Raw genomic sequence first — 21,850 nt, 5'->3', positions numbered from 1 at the left:
TATTTATACTACAAACCCAAAAAATAAGCAAGAGGAAGGGGAATTTTTCTTTTTCCGCTTTCTCTTGCTTCAAAAACTGTTTCCTTGTTTACAAACTGCTTAAAAGATGGTAGGCCGCGAAGGTGACCACCCACGCCGTAGCCAACTGGAAGAAGGCCTCAAAGAAGGTCCATTTCCAGCTTCCGCTTTCCTTGTGGATGGTGGCCAGAGCGGCAGCACAAGGCACATACAGCAGGCAGAACACCATCAGGCATAGGGCATTGAGGCTGGTAAACCCGATGGCTTCCAAAGCCGCGGTAAATTCCGTCATGCCGGCGCCGGAGCTGGCGTTGGTGATGCCAAAGAGCACGGCGCAGCTGGAGACCACCACTTCCTTGGCGGAGATCCCGGCCAGAAGAGCCAGGCAGATCTGCCAGAAGCCTAGGCCGATGGGCCGGAACACAGGCACTAGTACATGGCCCAGTATGGCGCCAAAGCTTTCTCCTGCGTCCGTGGTATAGCCGCTGGGGCCGAAGTTCAGCAAGAACCAGATCAGGATGGTAGCCACGAAAATAGTGGTCCCGGCCTTTTCCAAGTAGCTCTTCACCTTTTCCCACATATAGATGCCTACGGTATGGAGATCGGGCATCTTGTATTCCGGCAGCTCAATCAAGAGGTAATCTTCCGTCTGCCGGTTCTGGGCTTTTTCGATGCCGTGGAGCAGCAGGGCCACCAGGATGGCCACCACAAGACCGATCAGGTACATGGAATAGGCCACCACCATGGCGTGGCTGCCGAAGAACATTTCCGAAAATAGGATGTAGATGGTGAGCCGTGCATTGCAACTCATGAACGGAGTGATCAGCATGACCTTGAACCGGTCCCGTTTGTGTTCCAGGGCCCGGGACGCCATGACAGCCGGCACCGTGCACCCAAAACCCAGGAGCAGGGGGATGAAAGCCTTGCCAGAAAGACCCAGGCAGCTCATGATGTCTTCCATGACATAGGCCACCCGAGCCATGTACCCGGAATCTTCCAGGAAGCCCAGGGTCAGGAACAGGATCAGGATGTTGGGCAGGAAGGTGATGATGGTCCCCACCCCGCCCAGGACCCCGTCGATGATCAGGGATTTCAGCCCGTCACTGACAGCCCAAGCAGTGAGCAGCCCTTCCAGCCCGTCCCCGAACCAGCCGATGAAATCTTCCATGTATCCCTTCAGCACATCCCCTACCGTAAAGGTCAGGAAGAACACCACCGCCATGATCAGCAGGAACACCGGAATGCCCCAGACCCGGTCCGTGAGCACCTTGTCCAGCCGGTCGGTGATCTTGTCGCTTTCCTCCTTGTGGAGCAGCACTTCGTGGATGATTTCTTCGATAAAGTCGTATTTTTCCCGGATAATCTGGGTCTCATAGTTCTTGTCCAGGATGTCCGGCCGGTCCACCGGGTGCTTCTTCATCACTTCCTGGTCCTGTTCCAGCAGCTTGATAGCGTGCCACCGGGGATTGATAATGTCCGGGTATTTCACTTCCAGTTCCGCGATCAACTGGTCGATCCGGTCCTCGATGGGGTCGGAATAGACCATGGCGTACATTTTGTGGTCCAGCCGATGGGCTCCGATGGCCTTGTGGTCGTGGATCAGCGGGTCCGTGTGTTTGGCATCCCGATGATGGATGGCCGCATGGAGTAAAACATCCAAGCCCCGGCGTTTCCGGGCGGAAACAGGGATCACCGGGATCCCCAGCATTTCCGGCAGCCGGTGCAGGTCGATTTCCATCCCCCGTTTTTCCACGATATCCATCATATTGAGGGCCATGACCACCGGCTTCCCCAGTTCCAGCAGCTGGAGGGTCAGATACAGGCTCCGTTCCAGGGCGGAAGCATCCACTACGTTGATGATCACATCCACTTCATCGCTGAGGATGAAGTCCCGGGAGACGATTTCTTCCATGGTGTAGGAGGTGAGGCTGTAGGTGCCGGGCAGGTCCACCAGATGGATGTTCATGTTGTGGCGCCGGATGGCCCCTTCCACCTTTTCCACCGTGACCCCGGGCCAGTTGGCCACCTTCAGGTTGGCCCCGGTAAAGGCATTGAACAGGGTGGTCTTCCCGCAGTTGGGGTTGCCGATGAAGCCGATGGTGAGATTCTGGGCATCGTGGAGATGCTTTTCAGGCTGCTGCTCAGTCATGGTCCACCTCCACCTTATCCACCGTGATGTTCCGGGTCATATTGTAGCCCAGGGCAAACCGGGTGCCCCGGAGCAGGATCACCATGATGCCCTTCCCCTTTCGGGTGATGCAATGGATCCGGGTCCCCAGGGTCATCCCCAGGGCCTGGAGCCGCCGCTCGATCTGGAACGGCAGGTCGATTTTCGTAACGACTGCAGACTCCCCCGTCTGCAAATCCTTTAAAAGCATGAAATCTTTCCCCCTGTAAGTAAATTCAGGCGCAAAGAAAAAGGCCGCATCTGCTGCAGCCAAAGTTCCATTTACGCAAAACTAACCGCATTTGTAATTATAATCAATTACAGAGGGATTGTCTACTGGGGGCTTCCTCCGGGCAGCCCCGGTCAACGGTCAGCTGTCAACGGTCAAAAAGGCCGCCGAATTTTCGGCGGCCTTTTCCACATCAAAGCAATCCATGCAGTTTTCCCAGTTTTTGGATTTGTTCCAAAGAATAATGAGTGATCCGGGAAATAGTTTCCATCGGGATTTTCTCTTTTAGCATGCCAAGGACGTTGGCTTCCCGTTCTTGCTGCATGCCTTGCTGCATACCTTGCTGCATACCTTGCTGTATGCCTTGCTGCATACCTTGTTGTATACCCTGTTGTATGCCTTTTTCCAGTCCTTCTTTTCTGCCTTCTTCTGCGGCTTCTCTCTGGCGTCTTCTGATTTCGTCACTTAAAATCATATATTCTCGCCTCACTTTATCCATGCTTTTCACAAGATGGACTTCCTGATCCAAGCTTTCCACGAATTTTCCCTTTGCCGCTTTTCCTTCCACGTAACGGAGGAAAGCTGCAATGTCAGGATCGGCTGCATTTTCGCTGCCTTTACTGTTCAGGAATACCCTGGCTTCCTCGTCCTTTAATTTTACCCTGTTATCCTCCTGACAGCAATGGGTAAATGTGTAAATCGGCAGATTTCGATGGAACGGATCGAAAGTGCAGATGAAGATTACATAAGACGGATTCAGTTCTTCGTACGGCTTGCCTTTGTCCAATAGTTCCCCATCGATCAGGCTCTGGTAGAAACGGCTGCGTTTGGCCAGGTCGTTCTTGGGGGAATTGGAGCACTGCATCTCGATATCGTAGACTCGTCCCTCATCATCTTCTACATAAACGTCCAGACGGACGCTTTTCCCATCCAAGCGGAGGTCGATGGTCTTTTCGAAATCCTGATAGCGGAGAGAACGGACTTTGATGTCCAAGATTTTTTCGATAAGATGGGTGCAAAGCCTTTCATTACGCATGACATGTTGGAAGAGAAAGTTGTCTCGGATAGTGAGTTCGTCAAAAGTCTTGATTTTTTCCATTGATCTGCCTCCTTATAGAATGGGTATATAGTGAACCCATTCTACGGGAAACAGAAAATCCCTCCCTGTTTTGAAATAGACCGTCATTAAGTGGAAAAAAACCGTCATGAATGGCAAAAGACGTCAAAAACCGGATCCTTAATAAGAAGTCAGACGTCAGATTGTTCGTGATAAAGCAAATCGGATCTACTGCTTAACCGAACAAAAACTGAAGTCTGACATTTCAAGGCCCCTTGGGCCGCATCTGACTTCTTATCAGTCCCTGCAATATAGGAAAGGATCCGTCCCCAGCAAGGGGGCGGATCCTTTCCTTTGGCGTGAGACGTGAGACGCCCAGCGCGAGACGTTTTTTTACTTCAACAACCCGCTTTCTTTCCAAGCCCGGGTCACTTTTTCTCTTTCTTCGTCGGTCATGGGGCACAGGGGCAGCCGGTAGACACCTGCATCGAAGGGGGTCATCTTGGTGACGGCTTCTTTGATGGGGATGGGGTTGCTCACCAGGAACATGCTCCGGGCCTGGGGCACCATGATTTTGTTCAGGTCCCGGGCTCTTTGCACATCGCCCCGTTCGTAGCTCTGCATCAGATCCTGGAGCAGCTGGCCGTTCACGTTGCTGAGGACGGAGATCAGCCCCACGGCCCCCACGCTCATGAAGGGCAGGATCAGGCCGTCGTCGCCGCTGTAAATGGAGAAATCTTCCGGCACCAGACGGTACAGTTCTGCGGTCTGGGCTACATTGCCGGCAGCTTCCTTGATGGCCACGATGTTCTTGCAGTCCCGGGCCAGCCGGGCGATAGTAGCCGGCTGGATATTGCTGCCGGTCCGTCCAGGCACGTTGTAGATCACGATGGGCAGACGGGTCTGATCGGCGATGGTCTTGAAATGCCGGTAGAAACCTTCCTGGGAGGGTTTGTTGTAATAGGGCCCTACGACCAGGACCCCGTCGGCGCCCACTTTTTCTGCCAGCTTGTTCATCTCCAGTACATCCGCCGTATTGTTGGAGCCGGTACCTACGATCACAGGCCCTCTGCCGTTGACTTTGGCGATGACTTTCGTAAAGAGTTCTTCTTTTTCTGCATAGGTCATGGTGGGGGCTTCACCGCTGGTCCCGCTGACCAGGATGGCGTCGGAGCCGTGATCCAGCAGCCAGGAGGCGAATTCTGCCGTCCCGTCCGCATTCAGGGACCCGTCTTCATGGAAGAAGGTCACCATGGCTGTAATGAGTCTACCGAAATAAGGTTTCTTATTCATGCTAACCACCTTTTTAAGATTGGAAAGCAGCGTGCAGGGCATTGACTGCTTCTTTTACCTGTTCTTCCCGTACGATGGCGGAAATCAGGTTGTCTGAATCTGTCGTTTGAAGGATTTCGATGCCAGCCTTGGCCAGGGCATTGATGAAACGGGCCATGATGCCGGGGACCCCGCCCATATGGGAGCCCACCACCGTGACTTTGGCGCAGTTTTCCACTTTGGTGTACTTGCAGTTCTCCGCCTGCAGGACTTTTTCCGCATCTGCCGTAGCGGCACTGTAGACGGCGAACATCAAAGAATGGGGCTGGAGGCTCATGGTGCCGATGCTCACCCCGTTTTTGGCCAGGGTGTCGAACAATTCCGCACCATCTTTGCTTTCCAGGTTCACGGAGAAGAAGGCGATGTTGTTCTTGCTGGCCACCCCGCAGGCATGGTTCTGTTCCAGGGAATCGGTCTCTTCCATTTCCTTGGGCTGGTCTTCTTTGCTGATCAGGGTCCCAGGGGCTTCGGAGAAAGTGCTCTTCACCACCATGGGGACTCCGTAGCGCATGACGATCTCTACCGCCCGGGGATGGATCACTTTGGCGCCCTGATGGGCCATTTCCCGGATTTCATCGTAAGAGATCTGCTTGATGATGTGGGCATCTTTCACAATCCGGGGATCGGCGGTCATGACGCCGTCCACGTCCGTATAGATTTCCACTTTTTCCGCATGGACAGCCACACCAAAGGCAGCCGCCGAAGTATCGCTCCCGCCCCGGCCTAGGGTGGTCACATTCTTGTGGTCCGGGGTCACCCCCTGGAAGCCGCAGACCACAGGGATGATCCCCTGTTCCACCAGTTCCAGCAGGTTGTCCGGTTCTACGGTGCGGATCTTGGCATTGCCGTATTCTTCGTCGGTGATCATGCCGGCCTGGCCGCCGGTGAGGGCTTTGGCCTTCAGGCCTCTTTCCTGGAGGGTGGCAGCCATGACGGTGGAAGAAATGATTTCCCCGCAGGCCATCAAGAGATCCAGTTCATGGGGAGCCGGATTCGGGTTCACACTTTTCAGCATATCGATCATGGTATCCGTGGCAAAGGGGTCCCCTCTCCGCCCCATGGCAGAGACCACCACAATGGGGGCATACCCTTGGGCAATGGCTTCCTGGACTTTGCCCACCACTTTTTCACGGGATACAGGCGTAGCTACGGACGTTCCTCCGAATTTTTGTACAATGATTTTCATTTTACACTCAGGCTCCCCTCAAATTCTCTTCTTTTCTCTTACAGCCAGCCGTTCTTCACCATGGTTTCTGCGATCTGCAGGGTGTTGAGAGCGGCCCCTTTGCGGATCTGGTCTCCTACGCACCAGAAGTTGAAGCTGTTGGCGGCGGATTCATCCCTTCTCAGACGGCCCACATACACATCGTTCTTTCCGGAGGTGTAGAGGGGCATGGGATAGATCTGCTGGGAGGGATCATCTTGGAGCACAACGCCCGGGAAGTTGGCCAGGGCCTTGCGGATGTCTTCCAATTCCACATCATGTTCCAGTTCCACGTTGACGGATTCACTGTGGCTCCGGTAGACAGGGACCCGGACGGTGGTCGCGGTGACCCGCAGTTCCGGATCGGAGAAGATTTTCTTGGTCTCGTTGACCATCTTCATTTCTTCCTTGGTGTACAGGTTGTCCAGGAAAATATCGATCTGGGGCACCAGGTTCAGGGCCAGAGGGAAATGTTTTTGGGCGCTGGCGCTGGGGAAGATCTTGGCGGTCATTTCTTCGCCCCGGGCTGCCTGTTTGATCTGGTTTTCCAGTTCGTCCAGGCCGTCCTTGCCGGCACCGGAAGCAGCCTGGTAGGTGGAGACGATGATCCGTTTGATCCGGGCCAGGTCATAGATGGGTTTCAGGGCCATCACCATGATGATGGTGGAGCAGTTGGGGTTGGCGATGATCCCATGATGTTTGGTGATGTCCTGGGGATTCACTTCCGGGACGATCAGGGGCACATCCGGGTCCATCCGGTAGGTGCTGGAGTTGTCGATGACCACGGCCCCGGCCTTGACAGCGATGGGAGCAAAGGTCTTGGAGATGCTGCCGCCGGCGAACAGGGCCACATCCACTCCATTGAAGGAATCGGCCTTGGCTTCTTCCACTTTATAAGTCTTGCCCCGGACGGTGAGTTCCTTGCCGGCGCTGCGGGCAGATGCCAGCAGTTTCAGGTTCTTGAAGGGGAAATCCCGTTCGTTCAGCAGATTGATGAATTCCTGTCCAACGGCGCCCGTAGCACCCAGGATGGCCAAATTGTATTCTTTCATGGTATTCGTCTCCTTTGTCCTTAGTCCAAAATCTGATCCAGCCCGTACACCAGGCCTTTGCGGTTCACCATGGTCCGGCAGCCCAGCATCACCCCGGGCATGTAGCATTCTCGGCTCACCGGGTCGTTGCGCACGGTAAGGGTCTCGCCCATGCTGCCGAAGATGATTTCCTGGCTAGCCACGAACCCGGGCAGCCGCACGCTATGGATCCGCATCCCTTCATATTCGCTGCCTCTGGCATGGGGCAGTTTCTCTTCTTCATCCGGGTTCCCCTGCTGGACGAAGCCGCCCCGGACTTCCGCCAGTTTCTGGGCGGTGAGGATGGCTGTGCCGCTGGGAGCATCCAACTTCTTGTCATGATGCATTTCGATGATTTCCACCTGGGGGAAGTATTTGGCCACTTCTGCAGCAATCTTCATCATCAGGACGGCCCCCATGGAGAAGTTGGGGCACACCAGGATGCCCACGCCGTTCTTTTCTGCCAGGCCCTTCAGTTCTTCCAGGTTCTCTTTGGTGAACCCGGTGGTCCCTACTACCGCATTGACACCGGCATTCAGGACGGTCCGCAGGTTCCCCATGACCACGTCCGGCCGGGTGAAATCCACCACCACATCGGGTTTCCGGGTTTCCAGGGCCTGGGCCAGGTCCGTATCCACCGGGCAGCCCTCCACGGTCTTGTCTTTGCCGAACACATCCACGGCGCCCACCAGTTCCATATCTTTCTGCTGCAGGACCGTCTGCACCACCGTATGCCCCATTCTGCCCAAGGCACCGTTTACCATTACTCTGATCATTTTCTGCATCTCTCCTTTGAATTCCTTTGGGAGACAAAAAAGCAGGTCATCGAGGTGAGCCCAATGACCTGCAAGAAAAGAAGCCGCTCCTGCTCCCGCAGGGGACTTGGTTCCGTTCCCATTGATAGCTCTCCACCCAAAGGCGACAGTCTGCAGGTTCTTCACCTGCATCCCAGCATAAGCGCGCACCCGCAGCTCTGCTTCGGCGGTTCCCCTTTCGTTCCCTTCTTCGGTGTCCCTCTGGGAATTACTGATGTTTTCCGCGCCTCTATCTTTTTGTTCAATTATGGTTACAGTATAGGAGTTTCTGCCTATCTTGTCAACCTTTATTCCGCCACTTTGGCAATTTCTTTCAGTCCCGGAGGTTTTTCCGGAGTTCTGCCTGTGTCCGGCTGAAGAAATTTGTTAAATCTTTTACAAACTGCTGGGAATACACCGTGCTGTCGATGGTGCTCCGCTTGGCAAAGATGGCTTTCTGCTGGGCCAGAGATTGGCCTTCATAGCTGTGGAGGGCCTCCACCAATCCTTCGTAGGTGGCGCCGTAGCTGTAATCCGGAGTGCTTTCCATCTGGCGGCCCAAGGCCAGGTAGAAAGCGTTCCATTCTTCCGGGGTCAGCTGCTTCTGGAGTGCCGCCATACAGCCCCGGACTAGATGGGCCTTCAGATAGATGTATTCCCGCAGGGCCGTTTCCCGTTGTTCCGGGAACAATTTGAACCATTCATAGAGCTGATAGCCGCCCCAGTCTCCCATTGTGTCCACGGCGCTGATCATTTTCTTCCATTTATTTTCCATGGTCTGCCTCATTTCGTGGTGCTGCCGAAGCCGCCGCTCCGTTCCTGTTTGGGAGCTTTGGCGTCATCGTCAGCCAATAGGTAGGTATAAAAGATCCCTTGGGCCACCCGTTCTCCCTTTTCCAGGGTCACAGGTACATCCCCGTCGTTGGCCAGGGCCAGCAGCAGATGGCCTTCATTGTCGGGATTGTTGTAGTAATCTGCATCCACGATGCCCTCGTTGTTCACCAGGCGCAGATGGCGCTTCACAGCCATGCTGGAGCGGATGTGGATGCCCAGGTATTCATTGTCCTGCATATAGGCTTTCACCCCGGTGGGGACCATTTTCTGGGTATGGGCCGGAAGGGTCACCGTTTCCGGCAGGTAGATATCGTACCCGGCGCTCCGGGCCGTCTGCCGGCTGGGCAGGGGGAAGTCCATATTTTTATAGGAAGAGATTTTTTCAAAACCGCGGATTTTCATTTCTGGACAGGCTCCTTTGTTTGCTCCATACCCCAGGCCTGGATCTCTTTTTCCAGGACGGCCACGAAGGTCTTGGGAGGGATGGGGCCGAATTCTTCTTTGATCTTTTTCTTTTCCAGGCTCTTCCCTTTCCGGGTCAGCACCTGGATCTGGTTGATCCGGTAGGTATGGTCTTTTTCATTGATTTCTACCGTCATGAGGCATTCTTTGGCCGAATCGGCCTCTTTCAGTTCTTTTTCATACAGATGGTCCAGCAGGCGGATGAAAGAAGGGTTCTTCAGTACCGCCCGGGCAGAAGCCTGGGTCAGGGACTGATCCCGGGAATCCCGCCGGAACGAGGCCAGGTCCGTATAATAGGAGCCGGAAGTGTTTTCTCCCAGAAGGCTCCATTCGGTGGGTTTGGCAGCCAGCGCTTCTCCGGTGCCCCACAGTGTCAGGCAGGAAAAAGCCAAGGCCAGCAGTTGTTTTTTCATAGGCCCACTCCTTCACATTTTTTCATCTCTTCATATTATAAAATCCCCCGGGACAAGTCAAGGGCCTGTCACCGTTCTTTATCTTCCAGGATGGCACGGGCCCGTGCTGCATATTTTTCTTCCACGTCGATGTAATACAGGTCCCGGTCGATCTTTCCCCGGGGCCCGAAATCCCGGATATCCAGCTTGGCTCCGCAGCCGCAGGCAGGTGCCTCACTGGGCAGAGACGTGGAGGCAAAGGGGATCCCTGCTTCCTTCAGCCTTGCCTTGGCTTTTTGCCAGTCTTCTTTGCAGCCTTTTTCTTTGTAAACGGTGATTTTCTTGGAAAAAAAGCCCATCATCGATCTCCTTCCTCAGAACACCCCTGGGCCGGCCTTCATGCAGTTTCCCGGATCCACCACCCCATCATCACGGCTCCGGCTGCCCCGGCTGCTTGGAGTTCTGGGAAACGTTCCGGGGTCACTCCCCCCAGGGCATAGACCGGGAGGGGGCTGTGGGCACAGACTTCCCGGAGCCGCTCCAAGCCCCGGGGCGGCAGGCCCGGCTTGCACTGGGTGGGATAGATATGGCTGAAGGTGCAGCAGGATGCCCCCAGCCGGGCCGCTTCCTGGACTTCTGCCAGGCTGTGGCAGGATGCTCCCAGTTTCCCTTGGAACTTCCGGCGCTCTTCCGGCGTCAGGTCCCGCAGTGCAGCCATGGGCAGCTGGAGCCCGTCCGGCTGGAGCCGGCAGGCCGCTTCCGGGAAACTGTGGAACCAGCAGGGGACCCCGGCCGCCCGGCAGCGGGCCAGGACTTCCCGGCCCATGGCCAGATAGGCTTCCAGGGACAGGTCTTTTTCCCGCAGGATCACCCCTGCCGGGCGTTTGGCCAGGATCCGGTCCAGCTGGTCCAGGAAGGGGATCCGGCACAGCCGGCGGTTGGTGATGCAGAACGCGGGGAAAGCCTTACACATCTTCGTCCCAGGGATTGATCCGGATGGGTTCTTTCTGGAGCATGGTCCGCTGTTCCGGCGTGAAGTGGCTCCGGCGGATCACCGCTTCATAGACGAATTCCCGGAAGTATTTTTCCGAGCAGACGAAATACCCGTCCTTCCCTACCTCCTTGCCCCAGGAGTTCTCGATTTTCCACCGGGTGGGCCGGCCATTGCCATCGAAATCCACTCCGGTAAGGAGCATGGCATGGGTGGCGGAACTGGCTCCGTATTCCAGCCGTTTCCCTTTGGGCATCTCCAGGGAGAACCCGCCCAGGAGTCTTTCCACTTGGACGCTGTCCGGATCCCAGATGCCTTCCTTCCGGGCCCCGTAGGCCCCGGCATCGCAGGCGAACCACACCGGCTCTCCGGCCTGGAGCTGGCGGATGCACAGGTCTTCCAGAGCTTCCTGGGACAGGTTCAGAGCGGCCATATCCCGGCCCACCATATTTTCCACAGCATGGAACACGATGGGGGTATCCAGTTCCTTGTCCGGCGTCGGTTCGTTGATCACCGGCAGATACTCCTCCAGGGCCAGCCCCACATATTTCTCATAGAACTCCTTGGGCGTCAGGTTCCTGTCGCAGTGGTACTGCTTCTCCTTGTCCCGCCAGGCGAAATCGAAGGTCTCCACAGGGGCCCCGAAGGCGATGCACTCCGCTTTATAGACTTCGGCCAGCATTTCCTTTTTCCGGGGATAGGGATCTTCCCCGGCCTGGACCAGTTCCCGCAGTTCCAGGGCATCCTTCCGCAGCAGCCGGTTCATGGCAGCCAGGAAACGGTCCGTATGTTCCGATTGGTAAGATTCCGGCCAGGCCGTTTGGGGCATCACCCCGTATTTTTCCACCAGATGGGCGGCTTCGCTCCAGTAGCCCCCGTCCACCATGCCCCGGAGCACGTACTGCATGCTCTGGCCCTTCACCGGTTCCCCGGCCTGCTGGATCACCATTTCCAAAAAGTTGTTGGCTTTTTCCAGCTTGTCATAGAAGCTGAGGTGGTTCTGGGACAACTGGAACTGTTCCAGTCCGCATTTTTCCGCCACGATTTCCCGGAGGATGTTGAGAGCCGCAAAAAGCCAGCACCGGCCGGATTTCTGCTGGGCGGTGATGCCCCGGGTCTTCACTTCCACCGCAAAAGGTCCCTGGTGGAGGGCCGCTTTCATGGGCACGAAGGCCAAGTCGGCCAGATCGGTCTTGGCCAGGGCGCTGTTCAGGGTCTGGGCTTCCCGGTCTTTTTCATAGGCAGAACGGAATTCCTGCAAAAGCGCATCGTCGATTTCTTTCATAACAGTCCATTTCCTTTCTCAAAGCATGATATTTTCAAGCGAATCCTATTTTTTCAGGGCAATCCCAGCGCCCAGCAACATCAGTGCCATACCCGCTGCCATGGAAAGGGTGATGGCCTCTCCCAGCAGCAGCCAGGCAAACACCGGGCTCAGGGCCGGTTTGATGAAATAGGTCAGGCTCCCCAGGGTGATGGAGCCGTATTCCATGGCGTGGAACCAGCAGAGGACGGCGGTGAGGGTGACCCCCAGGTACAGCACCAGTACCCAGGGCAGATTGGCCCAGGTATACCCGGTCAAAAGGGAGATCCGGGCATACCGTGCCAGCCCATGAGCCGTCAGGAACTGGGCTGCAGCCGGCACATGGGAGAAAAGAGCGAGGGCCGTCAGCTGGAGCCCGCTCCAGAAGAAGGTCCAAGCGGTCACCGTCACACTGCCCAGGGCCGGCATCAGTTTCTTGCCTCCCACGGCATAGAGGCTGTACCCCAGGACGCAGATCAAAAGGGCCAGGAGCCCCAGGGGATCCATGGTCATGTGGAAGGGATCCACCAGCACCCCGATGGCCAGCACCTGGAGGGCCAGGGCAAGGATCTCCCGCCGGGTGATGGGCGTCCCCAAAAGGAGCGCGGCCAGCACCGTGATGAAAAGCGGCGTGCTGGAAAAGATCACCGCCGTATGGCTGGCCCCCAGGACCACCGAGGCCATCTGGTACAGCGGCCCTACGATGGTGATGCCTACGAATCCCAGGAGGAAACAGAATTTCTGCTGGGCCCAAGTGATCCGGGTATGGCGGGCGGCCAGCTGCTTCCGGCTCCAGGGCAGGAGGCAGAGGCCGGCCAGGAGATAGCGGGTGGCATTGGCCTGGATCCCGTTCAGATCCCCATTGATCTTCTTCATACAGATTTCCGTCAGGCAAAAGAACAAGGCAGCCACCAGCATGCAGAGGATGGCTTCTTGGCGTTTGGTCATAGGCGGCATTCCCTTCCTTCGATTTGAGATTTCAGCGCTCCAGCAGGTAGCCATGGACGCTGACGGTGCTCTTCCCCTTCTGGTCATAACCGTCACCGGTCCCCAGCAGCTGGGTAAAGAGCAGCAGCTTCCCTTCTTCCGGCTGGTACTGGAGGTCTTTTTCCTCGATCTGTCCCCCGGAGGGATATTTTTCCCGCAGCATCTGCAGGTACCCAGGGTCTATGGGCAGATCGTACCCAGTATTCCCTTTTCCGGAAACATGCAGGCGGTTCTGTTGGATGACCGCTCCTTTCAGGATCACCACCCGGGAATAGCCGCTGACCGGCAGTGTCGTCAGTTCCTGGCGGTAGTTGAAATACCGGGAACCGGCACGGCTTTTTTCTTTGGGCGGCAGCGGCAGGGTGGCCAGGAACGGAGAGCCCTTGATCTGCGCCACCAAAGGATACCGCCACCGGCCGGCAGAACGGCCCAGGTACACATAGCTGCTGAGGATCCTTTCCCCGTCTTCTGGTGGGATCCCTTTGGCACTGACCAAACTCCCCTCTTGGAGCAGGTGGTTCCGGGTGATGGCTTCTTCCAGGCGCCGGAACTGGAACCAGGCGGGCAGATCCACCAGGTTCAGGGGAGTAAAGGCCAGGATCCCGCTGAGGATCCCGCACAGCAGGTACAGCTTCCGGGGCTTTTGCTTGGTGATGCCCCAGATCAGGACACTAAGCCCCACGCAGGTGCAGCAAAGGGACAGATACCGGAGGCTGGTGAGCCCGTAGGCTTCCAGACGGATCCAGACGCCCCAAAGCTGGGCCGCCGCCACAGGGACCAGCAGGAGCGCTCCCCATTTCAGTACTTTCCGCACCCAGGGCAGTTCCTGTTCCGGATAGGAAAAGTAGAACAGGGCATAAAAGGCCAGGGCACAGGATCCATAGGGGTTCATGACGCCCACCGGCAGGGCTCCTGCCAGCAGGCTTTTGCCCAGATAGACATAAAGGATGGCCAAAAGGAACACCGCCGCCGGCAGCAGCAGGTTCCGGCAGAGAGAAGGGTACCAGCCCGGCAGCGCCAAAGGTTCGTCTTGCCGGGGGATCTGGGCCAAAAGCACCTGCCAAGCCGCTGCCAAGGACAGGATACAGGACAGCCACAGCCATTCCAGGGACAGCAGCGGGTACAGGAGCATCTTGATCCCGGACAGGGTGAGGCCCAAAAGGATAAGGACCAGCCCTCCCAGGAGCAGGCTTTTGCCAAGGGCCAGGAGAAAAGCGGGAAAAAGCCCCTTCCTGCCATCCGGGTCATCGCAGAAAAAGAGAGTCAGGGCAGCCGACAGAGCCGCGGTTCCGCAAAGACCCATGAATAGATAGTCGTTGAAGGAGGGAAGCTGTTCCAGGCTCCGCCAGAGCAGGAGGAAAAGCAGGAAATTGACCGCTTCCCGCCGGGGTCCGGTCCGGCCGTACCGTTCGTTGTACAGCCGCCAGGGCACGGAAAAAAGCATCACCAGCTGCCCAGCCAGGATCCCCTGGCTGGCCGCCGTCCATCTCATCCATTGTTCTCCCTTTCCCAGGACGGTGAGCCCCAGGGTTACCAAAAAGATTCCCCAGCTGCCGAGAAAAGCTGTCTTGAAACGCTGGTTCCGTTCCCAGATTTCCCGGCACCAACGGTTGATCCTGCGAAACATACGAGGTTCCTCCTCTGGTTTTTGCTGTCCTTCGGTTCCTGCCATTTTCCTTTTAGCCCTGCTCCTGTTGATTCTTCCGATTCAGATAATCCACCACCTGGGGGGAGAGATCCACGTACAGGGTCCCCAAGGCATAGCAGCCCAAGTCATAGGGCTGGTAGATCAATTCCACCCGTCCCCCTTTTTCCAGGCAGTAATTGTCCGTCACTTCCGCATGTGTCCAGCCGATGGAATCTGTGAGGAAGGTCTTCTGCCAGGGCACCCGCTGCTTCCGGCTGTCCAGGATGGGCTGGCTCAGGACGATAAACTTGTCATCCGGGGCCAGCTTCACAAAATGGGACAGGGGCAGTTTCTTCCCATCCGTCTTGCGGTAGGTAAGCCCCCGGGTACGGGTGAAGCCATGGGCGGCCCCCATGTGATACCGGTAGTCTGCCAGGGTCAGGGACACCACGTTGTCATCTTCGTACCGCACTTTGTAGGAAAAATCTCCCTGGTAGAATTTCCCGGCCTGGTATGCTTTCTGGAAATCGGAGACATAGCGGAGGATATCCTCATTGATGGCCTTTTCAGCTCGGCTGTTTGGCACCTTGACTTCCGGGTATTCCATGGTGTAACTGACCGCTTCGGCCCGCTGTTCCTTCACCCGGGCCTGGACCGTCTCCAAAGGCAGCCCCCACAGCAGCCCCAGGCAAAGACTGGCTGCCGCCGCTTTTTTCAGGGAAATGGAAAACTTGTTTTCGTGCATAAAGATCCCTCCCTTTCTTTCTCCTTTGAGGATACCACAGGGAAGCCGTTTCGGCAAATGGAGAGATTGCGAAAAAGCAGTCCCTGGCTGCGTTTCCATTGCAATGGAAATGGGGATGCCGCCCACGCAGCACCCCCTTTTTTCACCTTTCTGCTTGTTTCTTGAAATACTGGAACAGGATCCTGCACAGTTCCTTGGCTTCCTCTTCGTTGAGGGTGATCCCCTTTCCCATCTTTTCCCGTCCTGGGGCCCATTCCCGCAGATCGAATTTGGGTTTGGTCCCATTGTAGGAAACCCGGTTGATTTCTTTCTGCCAGCCGCTTTTGCTGGTGGAAAGTACTCCCAGTTCTTCCACCAGTTCGTAGCTAAAATCCGAATTGTTCCTGCCTGCCATTTTGCATCCTCCTTGTTCGATTGTTTTTTGCTGTTTGCTTCCATTATAACGGAGTTTCCTGTTTTGGGAACCCCCTTCCGTCATTAAATGCAAATTTTCCGTCATTTCATCCGGTCTTTCCGGTTCCGCCACACCGGCTTCTGCTTCCTGGGCCCTGGCTTCGGCCTGGCGGAGTGCTTCTTCCACCAGTTCTCCATACCCGGCAAGGGCGGCAAAAGGCGCGAACTGGGCAGCCCGCAGCTTCCGCAGCATCCGGAGATGGGCTGGGATCTCCGGGCGGGGCAGATGGAGGATATCCCCATAGCTCTTCATGCCCGATGCCCCCCTACCTGCCGGTTCCGTTCCCGGGTCATGGCCCCCTGGAGCAGGTTGCTGCCCCGGAGCAGAGCGTTTTTCCCATACAGTTCTTGGATGCGCAGGATGGTCTGCTGGAGTCCTGCTTCCCGTCCTCGGCAGGGCAGGCCGGCAGCTTCCTCAAAGAGGCTGGCTTCCCGGAAAGGAAGGGCTTGGGAACGGGCCAGCTGGACATGTTCCGCCGTCAAGGTCACTTTCCGCACCAGGAGATGAGGGTCGCAGATCCGGTCGAAAAGTGCCAAGACTTCTTTCCGGATGATCTCTCCCGAATCCGTATACCCTTCCGGCAGCCGGCAGGAGCCGTGGGCATGGGCCGGGAGCAGCCGTCCGTAATGATCGGTGACCACCTTTCCCCGGTAGGACCGGCGCCGATCCGGATCTTCCAAGCTGCACCGGTCATAGCCCAGAGTCAAGACCAGCTGGTCCGTCACCCGCTGCTTCTTCACCAAGTCCAGGGCCAAAAGATCCGCCATCTCCCAGACGATGAGCCGGGTCTTTTCTGCGCTGCAGGGCTGCTGGAGCACCTGGCCGGACCCCAGGCTGCTGCTTTGGGGGCGGTAGGCCCGGATATCCTGGAGGGTGCAGGGTTCCCAGCCCCAGGCATGGTCGATCAAGAGCTCTGCATTCACCCCGAACAGATGGTACAGAAGATCCGGGTCCTGGAGGGACATCCGGGCTACAGCCCCCATGGTATACATCCCATACCGCTGGAGCTTCCGGGTGATCCCCGGCCCGATGCGCCAAAAATCCGTCAAAGGGCAGTGGTTCCACAGCTTCTCCCGATAAGACTGTTCCGTCAGGGAAGCGATCCGCACCCCGTCCGCATCCGGTGCCATATGCTTGGCCACGATATCCATGGCTACCTTGCACAGATACAGGTTGGTCCCGATGCCGGCGGTGGCAGTGATCCCGGTTTCCCGGAGCACGCTGCGGATCATCTTCTGGACCATGGTACGGGCGCTCCACCCATAACTTTTCAAATAAGGCGTCAGATCCAGCAGGACCTCATCCACTGAATACACATGGATATCTTCCGGTGCCATATACTGGAGATAGATTCCTACCACCAGGGCACTTTTTTCCATATACCGCTTCATGTGGGGGACGGCGGTGATATAATCCAGTTCCAGCCCTGGGTCCGCCTCCAGCTGGGAATACAGATGGGAACGGCCGGTGAAGTGCCTTCCCGGGCGCAGGGCCCGGCGCAGAGCGTTGAGATCCTCCACCTGGCGGATCACTTCGAAGAGACGGGGCCGGCCGGGGATGCCGAAGGCCTTCAGCGCCGGCGAGACCGCCAGGCAGATGGTCTTGTCCGTCCGGCTTTTGTCAGCCACCACCAGGCAGGTATCCAAAGGATCCAGCCCCCGTTCCACACATTCCACCGAGGCATAGAACGACTTCAAATCAATGGCAGCATAGATCCGCTGTTGTTCCATTTGTTTGCCTCCTGTTTTGTTTGTATTATGAACACGTGTTTGTTGTTATCATAACACAAAAAGGAGGACCCTGCAAGCGGTGTCCTCCTCTTCCTGTTTTTCTTCTTTATCCGGCTGCCAGCAGCTTCACCCGTCCGGCCACCTGCTCTCCCGTCAGATTGGACAGGACATCCAGCAGGCGGATGTGGAAGGTCCCCAGGCCCGGGCAGTCTTGGGCAGCTTCTTCCCCGGCGATCCCCAGGACAGCCGTCCCCAGGGCTGCCGCCGCCAGGGAAGGTCCACAGGCGTGCCAGGTGCCGGCCAAAGCCCCTACCATGCAGCCGGTGCCGGTGAGACGGCCCAAAAGCGGGGTCCCGTTGGCAATGCCCAGGGCGGTCTCCCCGTCCGTCACCAAGTCCACCGGCCCGGTGACCAAGAGCACCGCCCCATGCTGCCGGGCGTAGGAGCCGAACAGCCGGGCATCGGCAGCCAAATTCTCCTGGGTCACTGCATCTGCCGCTCCCGCATCTACCCCGTGAGCATGGGCGGAAAGGCCGCACAGAGTCCGGATTTCCGAGCTGTTCCCTTTGATAATTTGAGGCCGGTTGTGCTCGATGAACTGCTGGGCGTACACCAGACGCAAAGTGCTGCAGGCCACCCCCACCGCATCCAGCAGGATGGGGATGCCCTTTTCATGGGCCTTCTCCCCAGCGATTTTCATGGCTTCCAGCCTTTCTGCATTGATGTTCCCTAAATTCACTACCAAAGAATCCGCCGCCTCCACGATTTCTTCCACTTCCTGGGGATGGGAGGCCATGGTGGGACTCCCCCCTACTGCCAAAATGGCGTTGGCGCTGTCATTCATGGTGATGGCATGGGTCATGCAGTGGATCAGCGGTTCATTTTCCCGCACCTTGGACATGATGTCCATAAAGGTCCTGGGCAGCTTGCTGATGACTTCCCCGGTCATAGATATTCACTCCCAATTTTCTCTGGAATTCCAACAAAGTCCCGTTCCGGGACAGGATGGTGAGGAGCCCAAAGGCAATGGAACCGCCGATCAGGGTGCCGGCAATGAAGCTGGGCACGTAGAACATCCAGGAAAGCCCGGTGCGGCCCATGAGGATTTCCATCACAGGGTAAGAAACCATGGCCCCGATGATCCCGGTACCAATCACTTCACCCAGGCAGGCGGCGATGATCTGGCCCCCGCTGGCCCGGTAGAAGATCCCGGAGAGCACCGCCCCGAACACGGCCCCAGTAAGGGCCAGCGGCGGGATCCCCATCACCGTCATCCGGATGATGCCGATCAAGGTGGCGCACAAAAGAGAATACCAGGGTCCCAGCATCACCGAACAGGTGATGTTGATCAGATGGGCCATGGGGCACATGCCTTCCACCCGCAGGATGGGCGAGATCACGACCCCCAGGCCAATCATCATGGACAAAAACACCAGACGCAGGACTTTTTGCTGTTTGCTTTCCATAAAAAAACTCCACTCCTTTATGGACCGGCGGGCCGATCCTTCAGGCGTGGAGTCGATTCCATTTTCCGTACCCATTCCCCAGCGCCGGAAAGACGGCAAAAGCCAGTCGTAACGGTCGGTACTGTGGTACCCTCTCAACCCGGCACACGGGCTCCCTCGCTGCAAAATGAATACCGATCCAGGGCGCTCCCCCTCGATCGCATTTAGTATAGCAGATTGGGAGAGATTATTCAAGGGGAACCGGGGGTCAGCCGCTGTTTCCGCATCTCCCGCCAGAACAGGGCCCCGATCAGCACATCGGCGGCCAGCCAGCTCAGAGGGTAGCAGTACATGATGTTCCGATAGGTGGGGTTGGCGGCGTAGGCGGTGGCCAGCCACAGGAGCCGAGTGCCCACGATGCTCACCAGCATGGCCAGGGCCGGTGCCAGGGAATTCCCGAACCCCCGCAGGGAGGCGGACAGGCTTTCGTAGATAGTGGACAGGAAATAGAACCCGATGATCAGATGGATCCGCATGACCCCCAGATCCACGGCTTCTTCCTGGAGTCCAAAGATTTCCAGGAAAGGTCGGGCCGCCAGGAACACCAGCCCGATCAGTCCGCAGGTGAACAGGAAGTTCAGGCACAGCCCCCGGCGCACCACTTCCCGGCAGCGCTTCAGGTTCCCAGCCCCGAAATTCTGGCTGGTGAAGGTGGTGATGGCCTGGCCGAATGCGATGATGAAAGGATAGCTGTTGATTTCCAGCACATAGGCTGCTGCCGAAGCCGCCATGGCCAAGGCCCCTTCGCTGTTGATGGCGGACTGGATCACCATATTGGACAGGTTGAACACCATGCCCTGGATCCCGGCAGGCACCCCCACCCGAAGGATTTCCCGGATGTCTTCCCAGCGGATCCGGACGGCTCCCGGGTAAAAATGGAGCACCCCATGTTCATAGCGGAGCATCCGGAGCAGGAGCCCGGAACTCACATAATTGGCCACCGCCGTAGCCACTACTACGCCGGCCAAGCCGAACCCCAGAAAGACCGCCAGGAAATTCCCTGTAATATTGACCAGGCTGGCAGTGATTAGGGAAAGCAGCGGAGTACGCACATTGCCATGGCTGCGGTAAATGGCGGAAAGGAAATCGTACAGCGTCATCCCCGGCATGCCCAACAGGTAGATCCGCAGATAGAATTCGGAGGCAGCCCGCACTTCTTCAGGGACCCCCATCCACACCATGAGAGGCCCCGCCAAGATTTCCCCCGCCACCAAGATGAAAAGGCCGGTCAAAAGGGCCATGAGCACCGTAGTGTGGACGGCTCCTGACGCCTCTTTCAGCTGCCGGCCTCCCAGCCGGCGGGCGATGAGCACATTGGCTCCCAGAGAAATCCCCAAAAAGAGATTGACCATGACCCCGATCACCGGGGCGTTGTTCCCGACTGCCGCCAGGGCTTCCGTCCCCACGTACCGCCCCAGGACCATGATGTCCGCCGTATTGAACATCTGCTGCAGGATCCCGATCAGGGCCACCGGAATGGCAAATTGAAACAAAGGCTTCGTCAGAGAGCCTTCCAGCATATTGATTTGAGATGCAGCCAAGGAATGATCCCTCTCTTTCCAATGGTTTGAATAAATCTATTATACACGCTGCCGGAAAAAAGCACACGCCTTCTTTTCCCGCTCCCCCAGCCGCTCTGTTTTTTCACAGTTTTTTGGAGATTGCTTTAAATCCCGGTTAAATTTCGTTTACATTTGAGGCTTATGATACGGACAACAAAAGGAAAAGAGATGATTTCTATGATGCAGACAATGACCTTCCTGGATGCCCAGCTCCTCCTGTGGATCCAGCAGAATCTTCGCAGCGACGCGGCCACCGTATTCTGGGAATTTATGACAGACTTGGGCAATATGGGCTTCCTGTGGATCCTCATCACCGTTGGTCTCTTGATCCGCAGCAAAACCCGTTCCATCGGTCTCACCGCTGCCCTGGCCATCGTGTTGAACACGGTGATTTCCAATGGGATCTTGAAACTCTGGGTCGCCCGGCCCCGGCCCTTCTCTACGTTTACGGAAATCATTCCGCTGATAACGCCCCCTGTGGATTTTTCCTTCCCGTCCGGCCATACGTCCAGTTCCTTTGCCGTTGCCTTCGTGCTCTTTGCGCTGCTGCCCAGACGCTGGGGCGTAGGGGCGCTGGTGACCGCCGCTCTGATCAGCCTGTCCCGGCTGTATCTGGGGGTCCATTACCCTACGGATGTGCTGACCGGGGTGCTGATCGGGTATGGAGTGGCCAAGATGGCCGTGTGGGCCGTGAAAAAATGGGAAGCCCGCCGGATATCGGCTTCTCAATGGCATTCTGCCAAACTGTACTGAAAAAGAAAGGGGGAGCACCATGACCCAGGAATTGGCAGCAGAAAAAATTTTATTCTTGAAAGATTTCCTCCTGAACCCAGCGAAGATCGGCAGCATCACTCCCAGCTCTTCTTATCTGACAGAGAAGCTGCTGGCTTCCCTTCCCTGGGAAAGATTCAATGTGATTGTGGAATTGGGAGCAGGGACTGGCGTATTCACGGAGTATGCTGCAGCCCACAAACGGCCTGACAGCGTATTCTTGGTCATTGAACAGGATCCCCAGATGCAGAAAGCACTGAAAGCAAGGTTCCCCCAGGTCCTTTTCGGTTCCCAGGCAGAAGACCTCCCCGCCCTGATGCGGCTGCACAATCTCCCGAAAGCAGACTGCATCATTTCCGGACTGCCTTTTGCCGTCATCGAAAAAAAGGACCGTCTGAAGATCTTGGCCGGTATAGACCGGTCCCTTTCCAGCCACGGGAAATTCGTGGCTTTCCAATATTCGTTCCAGATGTACTGCACCTTCCACCGGATCTTCCGGAAGGTAAAGTTGGGATTCACACCGCTGAACCTGCCGCCGGCTTTTACCTATACCTGTTGTAAATGAAGGCAGATCAGGAACTGGCGCACCGTTTTTTCCATAAAAAAGAACCCGTCC

At 56.7% G+C, this 21,850-nt stretch carries 23 protein-coding genes and 1 riboswitch; of the genes, 2 read left to right on the top strand and 21 right to left on the bottom strand.

The window, feature by feature from the left end:
* Positions 1-88 precede the first annotated feature (88 nt).
* The 21 genes from feoB to BQ2657_RS08775 all read right to left on the bottom strand — a co-directional run bounded on the left by feoB (position 89) and on the right by BQ2657_RS08775 (position 20,442).
* Positions 89-2,167 (bottom strand): ferrous iron transport protein B, encoded by a 2,079-nt coding sequence (gene feoB / locus BQ2657_RS08875; RefSeq protein ID WP_075580294.1) that lies wholly within the window; start codon positions 2,165-2,167, stop codon positions 89-91.
* The gene (locus BQ2657_RS08870) at positions 2,160-2,396 is read right to left on the bottom strand and encodes a FeoA family protein (RefSeq protein ID WP_075580293.1); all 237 of its coding nucleotides are present in this window, start codon (positions 2,394-2,396) and stop codon (positions 2,160-2,162) included. Before BQ2657_RS08870 ends, feoB begins: the two co-directional genes overlap by 8 nt.
* 211 nt (positions 2,397-2,607) lie before the next feature.
* Positions 2,608-3,513, bottom strand: coding sequence for an Rpn family recombination-promoting nuclease/putative transposase (locus BQ2657_RS08865; protein WP_075580292.1), 906 nt, complete (start codon positions 3,511-3,513; stop codon positions 2,608-2,610).
* A gap of 351 nt (positions 3,514-3,864) precedes the next feature.
* Positions 3,865-4,764: a 4-hydroxy-tetrahydrodipicolinate synthase gene (gene dapA, locus BQ2657_RS08860; protein ID WP_075580291.1), complete on the bottom strand. Its 900-nt coding sequence runs from the start codon at positions 4,762-4,764 to the stop codon at positions 3,865-3,867.
* 13 nt (positions 4,765-4,777) lie between these two features.
* Positions 4,778-5,989 carry an aspartate kinase gene (gene dapG / locus BQ2657_RS08855; RefSeq protein WP_075580290.1) on the bottom strand — a complete coding sequence of 404 codons (1,212 nt, stop codon included), beginning with the start codon at positions 5,987-5,989 and terminating at the stop codon, positions 4,778-4,780.
* 38 nt (positions 5,990-6,027) lie between these two features.
* On the bottom strand, positions 6,028-7,059 hold the full coding sequence (locus BQ2657_RS08850; RefSeq protein WP_075580289.1) for an aspartate-semialdehyde dehydrogenase: 1,032 nt from the start codon (positions 7,057-7,059) through the stop codon (positions 6,028-6,030).
* A gap of 20 nt (positions 7,060-7,079) precedes the next feature.
* Positions 7,080-7,853, bottom strand: a complete 774-nt coding sequence (dapB, locus tag BQ2657_RS08845) for a 4-hydroxy-tetrahydrodipicolinate reductase (protein WP_075581051.1) — start codon at positions 7,851-7,853, stop codon at positions 7,080-7,082.
* 117 nt (positions 7,854-7,970) lie between these two features.
* Positions 7,971-8,132, bottom strand: a riboswitch (Lysine riboswitch).
* Positions 8,133-8,205: 73 nt separating this feature from the next.
* Complete coding sequence (locus BQ2657_RS08840) at positions 8,206-8,646, bottom strand: hypothetical protein (RefSeq protein ID WP_083236236.1); 441 nt, start codon at positions 8,644-8,646, stop codon at positions 8,206-8,208.
* Between the two features lie 8 nt (positions 8,647-8,654).
* The gene (locus tag BQ2657_RS08835) at positions 8,655-9,107 is read right to left on the bottom strand and encodes a dCTP deaminase/dUTPase family protein (protein WP_075580288.1); all 453 of its coding nucleotides are present in this window, start codon (positions 9,105-9,107) and stop codon (positions 8,655-8,657) included.
* Positions 9,104-9,580, bottom strand: a complete 477-nt coding sequence (locus BQ2657_RS08830; RefSeq protein ID WP_075580287.1) for a hypothetical protein — start codon at positions 9,578-9,580, stop codon at positions 9,104-9,106. The genes BQ2657_RS08835 and BQ2657_RS08830 overlap by 4 nt, the downstream gene beginning before the upstream one ends.
* A gap of 68 nt (positions 9,581-9,648) precedes the next feature.
* Positions 9,649-9,921 (bottom strand): hypothetical protein, encoded by a 273-nt coding sequence (locus BQ2657_RS08825; protein WP_232709053.1) that lies wholly within the window; start codon positions 9,919-9,921, stop codon positions 9,649-9,651.
* A gap of 35 nt (positions 9,922-9,956) precedes the next feature.
* Complete coding sequence (locus BQ2657_RS08820) at positions 9,957-10,532, bottom strand: thiamine phosphate synthase (protein WP_075580286.1); 576 nt, start codon at positions 10,530-10,532, stop codon at positions 9,957-9,959.
* Positions 10,525-11,835: a C1 family peptidase gene (locus BQ2657_RS08815; RefSeq protein WP_075580285.1), complete on the bottom strand. Its 1,311-nt coding sequence runs from the start codon at positions 11,833-11,835 to the stop codon at positions 10,525-10,527. The genes BQ2657_RS08820 and BQ2657_RS08815 overlap by 8 nt, the downstream gene beginning before the upstream one ends.
* A gap of 45 nt (positions 11,836-11,880) precedes the next feature.
* A complete protein-coding gene (locus BQ2657_RS08810; protein ID WP_075580284.1) occupies positions 11,881-12,801 on the bottom strand; it encodes a DMT family transporter in 921 nt (306 codons plus the stop codon).
* 31 nt (positions 12,802-12,832) lie between these two features.
* Complete coding sequence (locus BQ2657_RS08805; protein ID WP_075580283.1) at positions 12,833-14,467, bottom strand: DUF4153 domain-containing protein; 1,635 nt, start codon at positions 14,465-14,467, stop codon at positions 12,833-12,835.
* A gap of 52 nt (positions 14,468-14,519) precedes the next feature.
* Complete coding sequence (locus BQ2657_RS08800) at positions 14,520-15,212, bottom strand: PdaC/SigV domain-containing protein (protein ID WP_075580282.1); 693 nt, start codon at positions 15,210-15,212, stop codon at positions 14,520-14,522.
* Positions 15,213-15,354: 142 nt separating this feature from the next.
* The gene (locus BQ2657_RS13675) at positions 15,355-15,918 is read right to left on the bottom strand and encodes a YdbC family protein (protein ID WP_390621271.1); all 564 of its coding nucleotides are present in this window, start codon (positions 15,916-15,918) and stop codon (positions 15,355-15,357) included.
* Positions 15,915-17,396 carry a Y-family DNA polymerase gene (locus BQ2657_RS08790; RefSeq protein WP_075580281.1) on the bottom strand — a complete coding sequence of 494 codons (1,482 nt, stop codon included), beginning with the start codon at positions 17,394-17,396 and terminating at the stop codon, positions 15,915-15,917. Before BQ2657_RS08790 ends, BQ2657_RS13675 begins: the two co-directional genes overlap by 4 nt.
* Positions 17,397-17,502: 106 nt before the next feature.
* Positions 17,503-18,345, bottom strand: coding sequence for a hydroxyethylthiazole kinase (gene thiM, locus BQ2657_RS08785; protein ID WP_083236232.1), 843 nt, complete (start codon positions 18,343-18,345; stop codon positions 17,503-17,505).
* Positions 18,275-18,862 (bottom strand): energy coupling factor transporter S component ThiW, encoded by a 588-nt coding sequence (thiW, locus tag BQ2657_RS08780; RefSeq protein WP_075580280.1) that lies wholly within the window; start codon positions 18,860-18,862, stop codon positions 18,275-18,277. Before thiW ends, thiM begins: the two co-directional genes overlap by 71 nt.
* 230 nt (positions 18,863-19,092) lie before the next feature.
* Positions 19,093-20,442, bottom strand: coding sequence for an MATE family efflux transporter (locus BQ2657_RS08775; protein ID WP_083236231.1), 1,350 nt, complete (start codon positions 20,440-20,442; stop codon positions 19,093-19,095).
* A gap of 198 nt (positions 20,443-20,640) precedes the next feature.
* Between BQ2657_RS08775 and BQ2657_RS08770 the strand changes: the two genes are divergently transcribed.
* Together BQ2657_RS08770 and BQ2657_RS08765 are read left to right on the top strand one after the other, a co-directional pair.
* Positions 20,641-21,216 carry a phosphatase PAP2 family protein gene (locus BQ2657_RS08770; RefSeq protein ID WP_187119190.1) on the top strand — a complete coding sequence of 192 codons (576 nt, stop codon included), beginning with the start codon at positions 20,641-20,643 and terminating at the stop codon, positions 21,214-21,216.
* A gap of 19 nt (positions 21,217-21,235) precedes the next feature.
* Positions 21,236-21,799, top strand: a complete 564-nt coding sequence (locus BQ2657_RS08765) for a class I SAM-dependent methyltransferase (protein WP_075580278.1) — start codon at positions 21,236-21,238, stop codon at positions 21,797-21,799.
* Positions 21,800-21,850: the final 51 nt, after the last annotated feature.

Origin of the sequence: Acidaminococcus massiliensis, from assembly GCF_900095825.1 — a bacterium.
Taxonomy (GTDB): domain Bacteria; phylum Bacillota; class Negativicutes; order Acidaminococcales; family Acidaminococcaceae; genus Acidaminococcus; species Acidaminococcus massiliensis.
The sequence above is the reverse complement of the archived record's forward strand: the minus strand, read 5'-3'. Positions and strand labels throughout refer to the sequence as shown.

Bases quoted from the DNA above. Each gene is read 5' to 3' on its own strand.
- BQ2657_RS08830 (WP_075580287.1), bottom strand. From the start codon at position 9,580: ATGAAAAAACAACTGCTGGCCTTGGCTTTTTCCTGCCTGACACTGTGG.
- BQ2657_RS08825 (WP_232709053.1), bottom strand. From the start codon at position 9,921: ATGATGGGCTTTTTTTCCAAGAAAATCACCGTTTACAAAGAAAAAGGC.
- dapG (WP_075580290.1), bottom strand. From the start codon at position 5,989: ATGAAAATCATTGTACAAAAATTCGGAGGAACGTCCGTAGCTACGCCT.
- BQ2657_RS08835 (WP_075580288.1), bottom strand. From the start codon at position 9,107: ATGAAAATCCGCGGTTTTGAAAAAATCTCTTCCTATAAAAATATGGAC.
- BQ2657_RS08765 (WP_075580278.1), top strand. From the start codon at position 21,236: ATGACCCAGGAATTGGCAGCAGAAAAAATTTTATTCTTGAAAGATTTC.
- BQ2657_RS08870 (WP_075580293.1), bottom strand. From the start codon at position 2,396: ATGCTTTTAAAGGATTTGCAGACGGGGGAGTCTGCAGTCGTTACGAAA.
- thiW (WP_075580280.1), bottom strand. From the start codon at position 18,862: ATGGAAAGCAAACAGCAAAAAGTCCTGCGTCTGGTGTTTTTGTCCATG.
- BQ2657_RS13675 (WP_390621271.1), bottom strand. From the start codon at position 15,918: ATGAAGAGCTATGGGGATATCCTCCATCTGCCCCGCCCGGAGATCCCA.
- BQ2657_RS08865 (WP_075580292.1), bottom strand. From the start codon at position 3,513: ATGGAAAAAATCAAGACTTTTGACGAACTCACTATCCGAGACAACTTT.
- BQ2657_RS08840 (WP_083236236.1), bottom strand. From the start codon at position 8,646: ATGGAAAATAAATGGAAGAAAATGATCAGCGCCGTGGACACAATGGGA.
- dapA (WP_075580291.1), bottom strand. From the start codon at position 4,764: ATGAATAAGAAACCTTATTTCGGTAGACTCATTACAGCCATGGTGACC.
- thiM (WP_083236232.1), bottom strand. From the start codon at position 18,345: ATGACCGGGGAAGTCATCAGCAAGCTGCCCAGGACCTTTATGGACATC.
- BQ2657_RS08805 (WP_075580283.1), bottom strand. From the start codon at position 14,467: ATGTTTCGCAGGATCAACCGTTGGTGCCGGGAAATCTGGGAACGGAAC.
- BQ2657_RS08770 (WP_187119190.1), top strand. From the start codon at position 20,641: ATGATGCAGACAATGACCTTCCTGGATGCCCAGCTCCTCCTGTGGATC.
- dapB (WP_075581051.1), bottom strand. From the start codon at position 7,853: ATGATCAGAGTAATGGTAAACGGTGCCTTGGGCAGAATGGGGCATACG.
- BQ2657_RS08810 (WP_075580284.1), bottom strand. From the start codon at position 12,801: ATGACCAAACGCCAAGAAGCCATCCTCTGCATGCTGGTGGCTGCCTTG.
- BQ2657_RS08850 (WP_075580289.1), bottom strand. From the start codon at position 7,059: ATGAAAGAATACAATTTGGCCATCCTGGGTGCTACGGGCGCCGTTGGA.
- BQ2657_RS08790 (WP_075580281.1), bottom strand. From the start codon at position 17,396: ATGGAACAACAGCGGATCTATGCTGCCATTGATTTGAAGTCGTTCTAT.
- BQ2657_RS08815 (WP_075580285.1), bottom strand. From the start codon at position 11,835: ATGAAAGAAATCGACGATGCGCTTTTGCAGGAATTCCGTTCTGCCTAT.
- BQ2657_RS08800 (WP_075580282.1), bottom strand. From the start codon at position 15,212: ATGCACGAAAACAAGTTTTCCATTTCCCTGAAAAAAGCGGCGGCAGCC.
- BQ2657_RS08820 (WP_075580286.1), bottom strand. From the start codon at position 10,532: ATGTGTAAGGCTTTCCCCGCGTTCTGCATCACCAACCGCCGGCTGTGC.
- feoB (WP_075580294.1), bottom strand. From the start codon at position 2,167: ATGACTGAGCAGCAGCCTGAAAAGCATCTCCACGATGCCCAGAATCTC.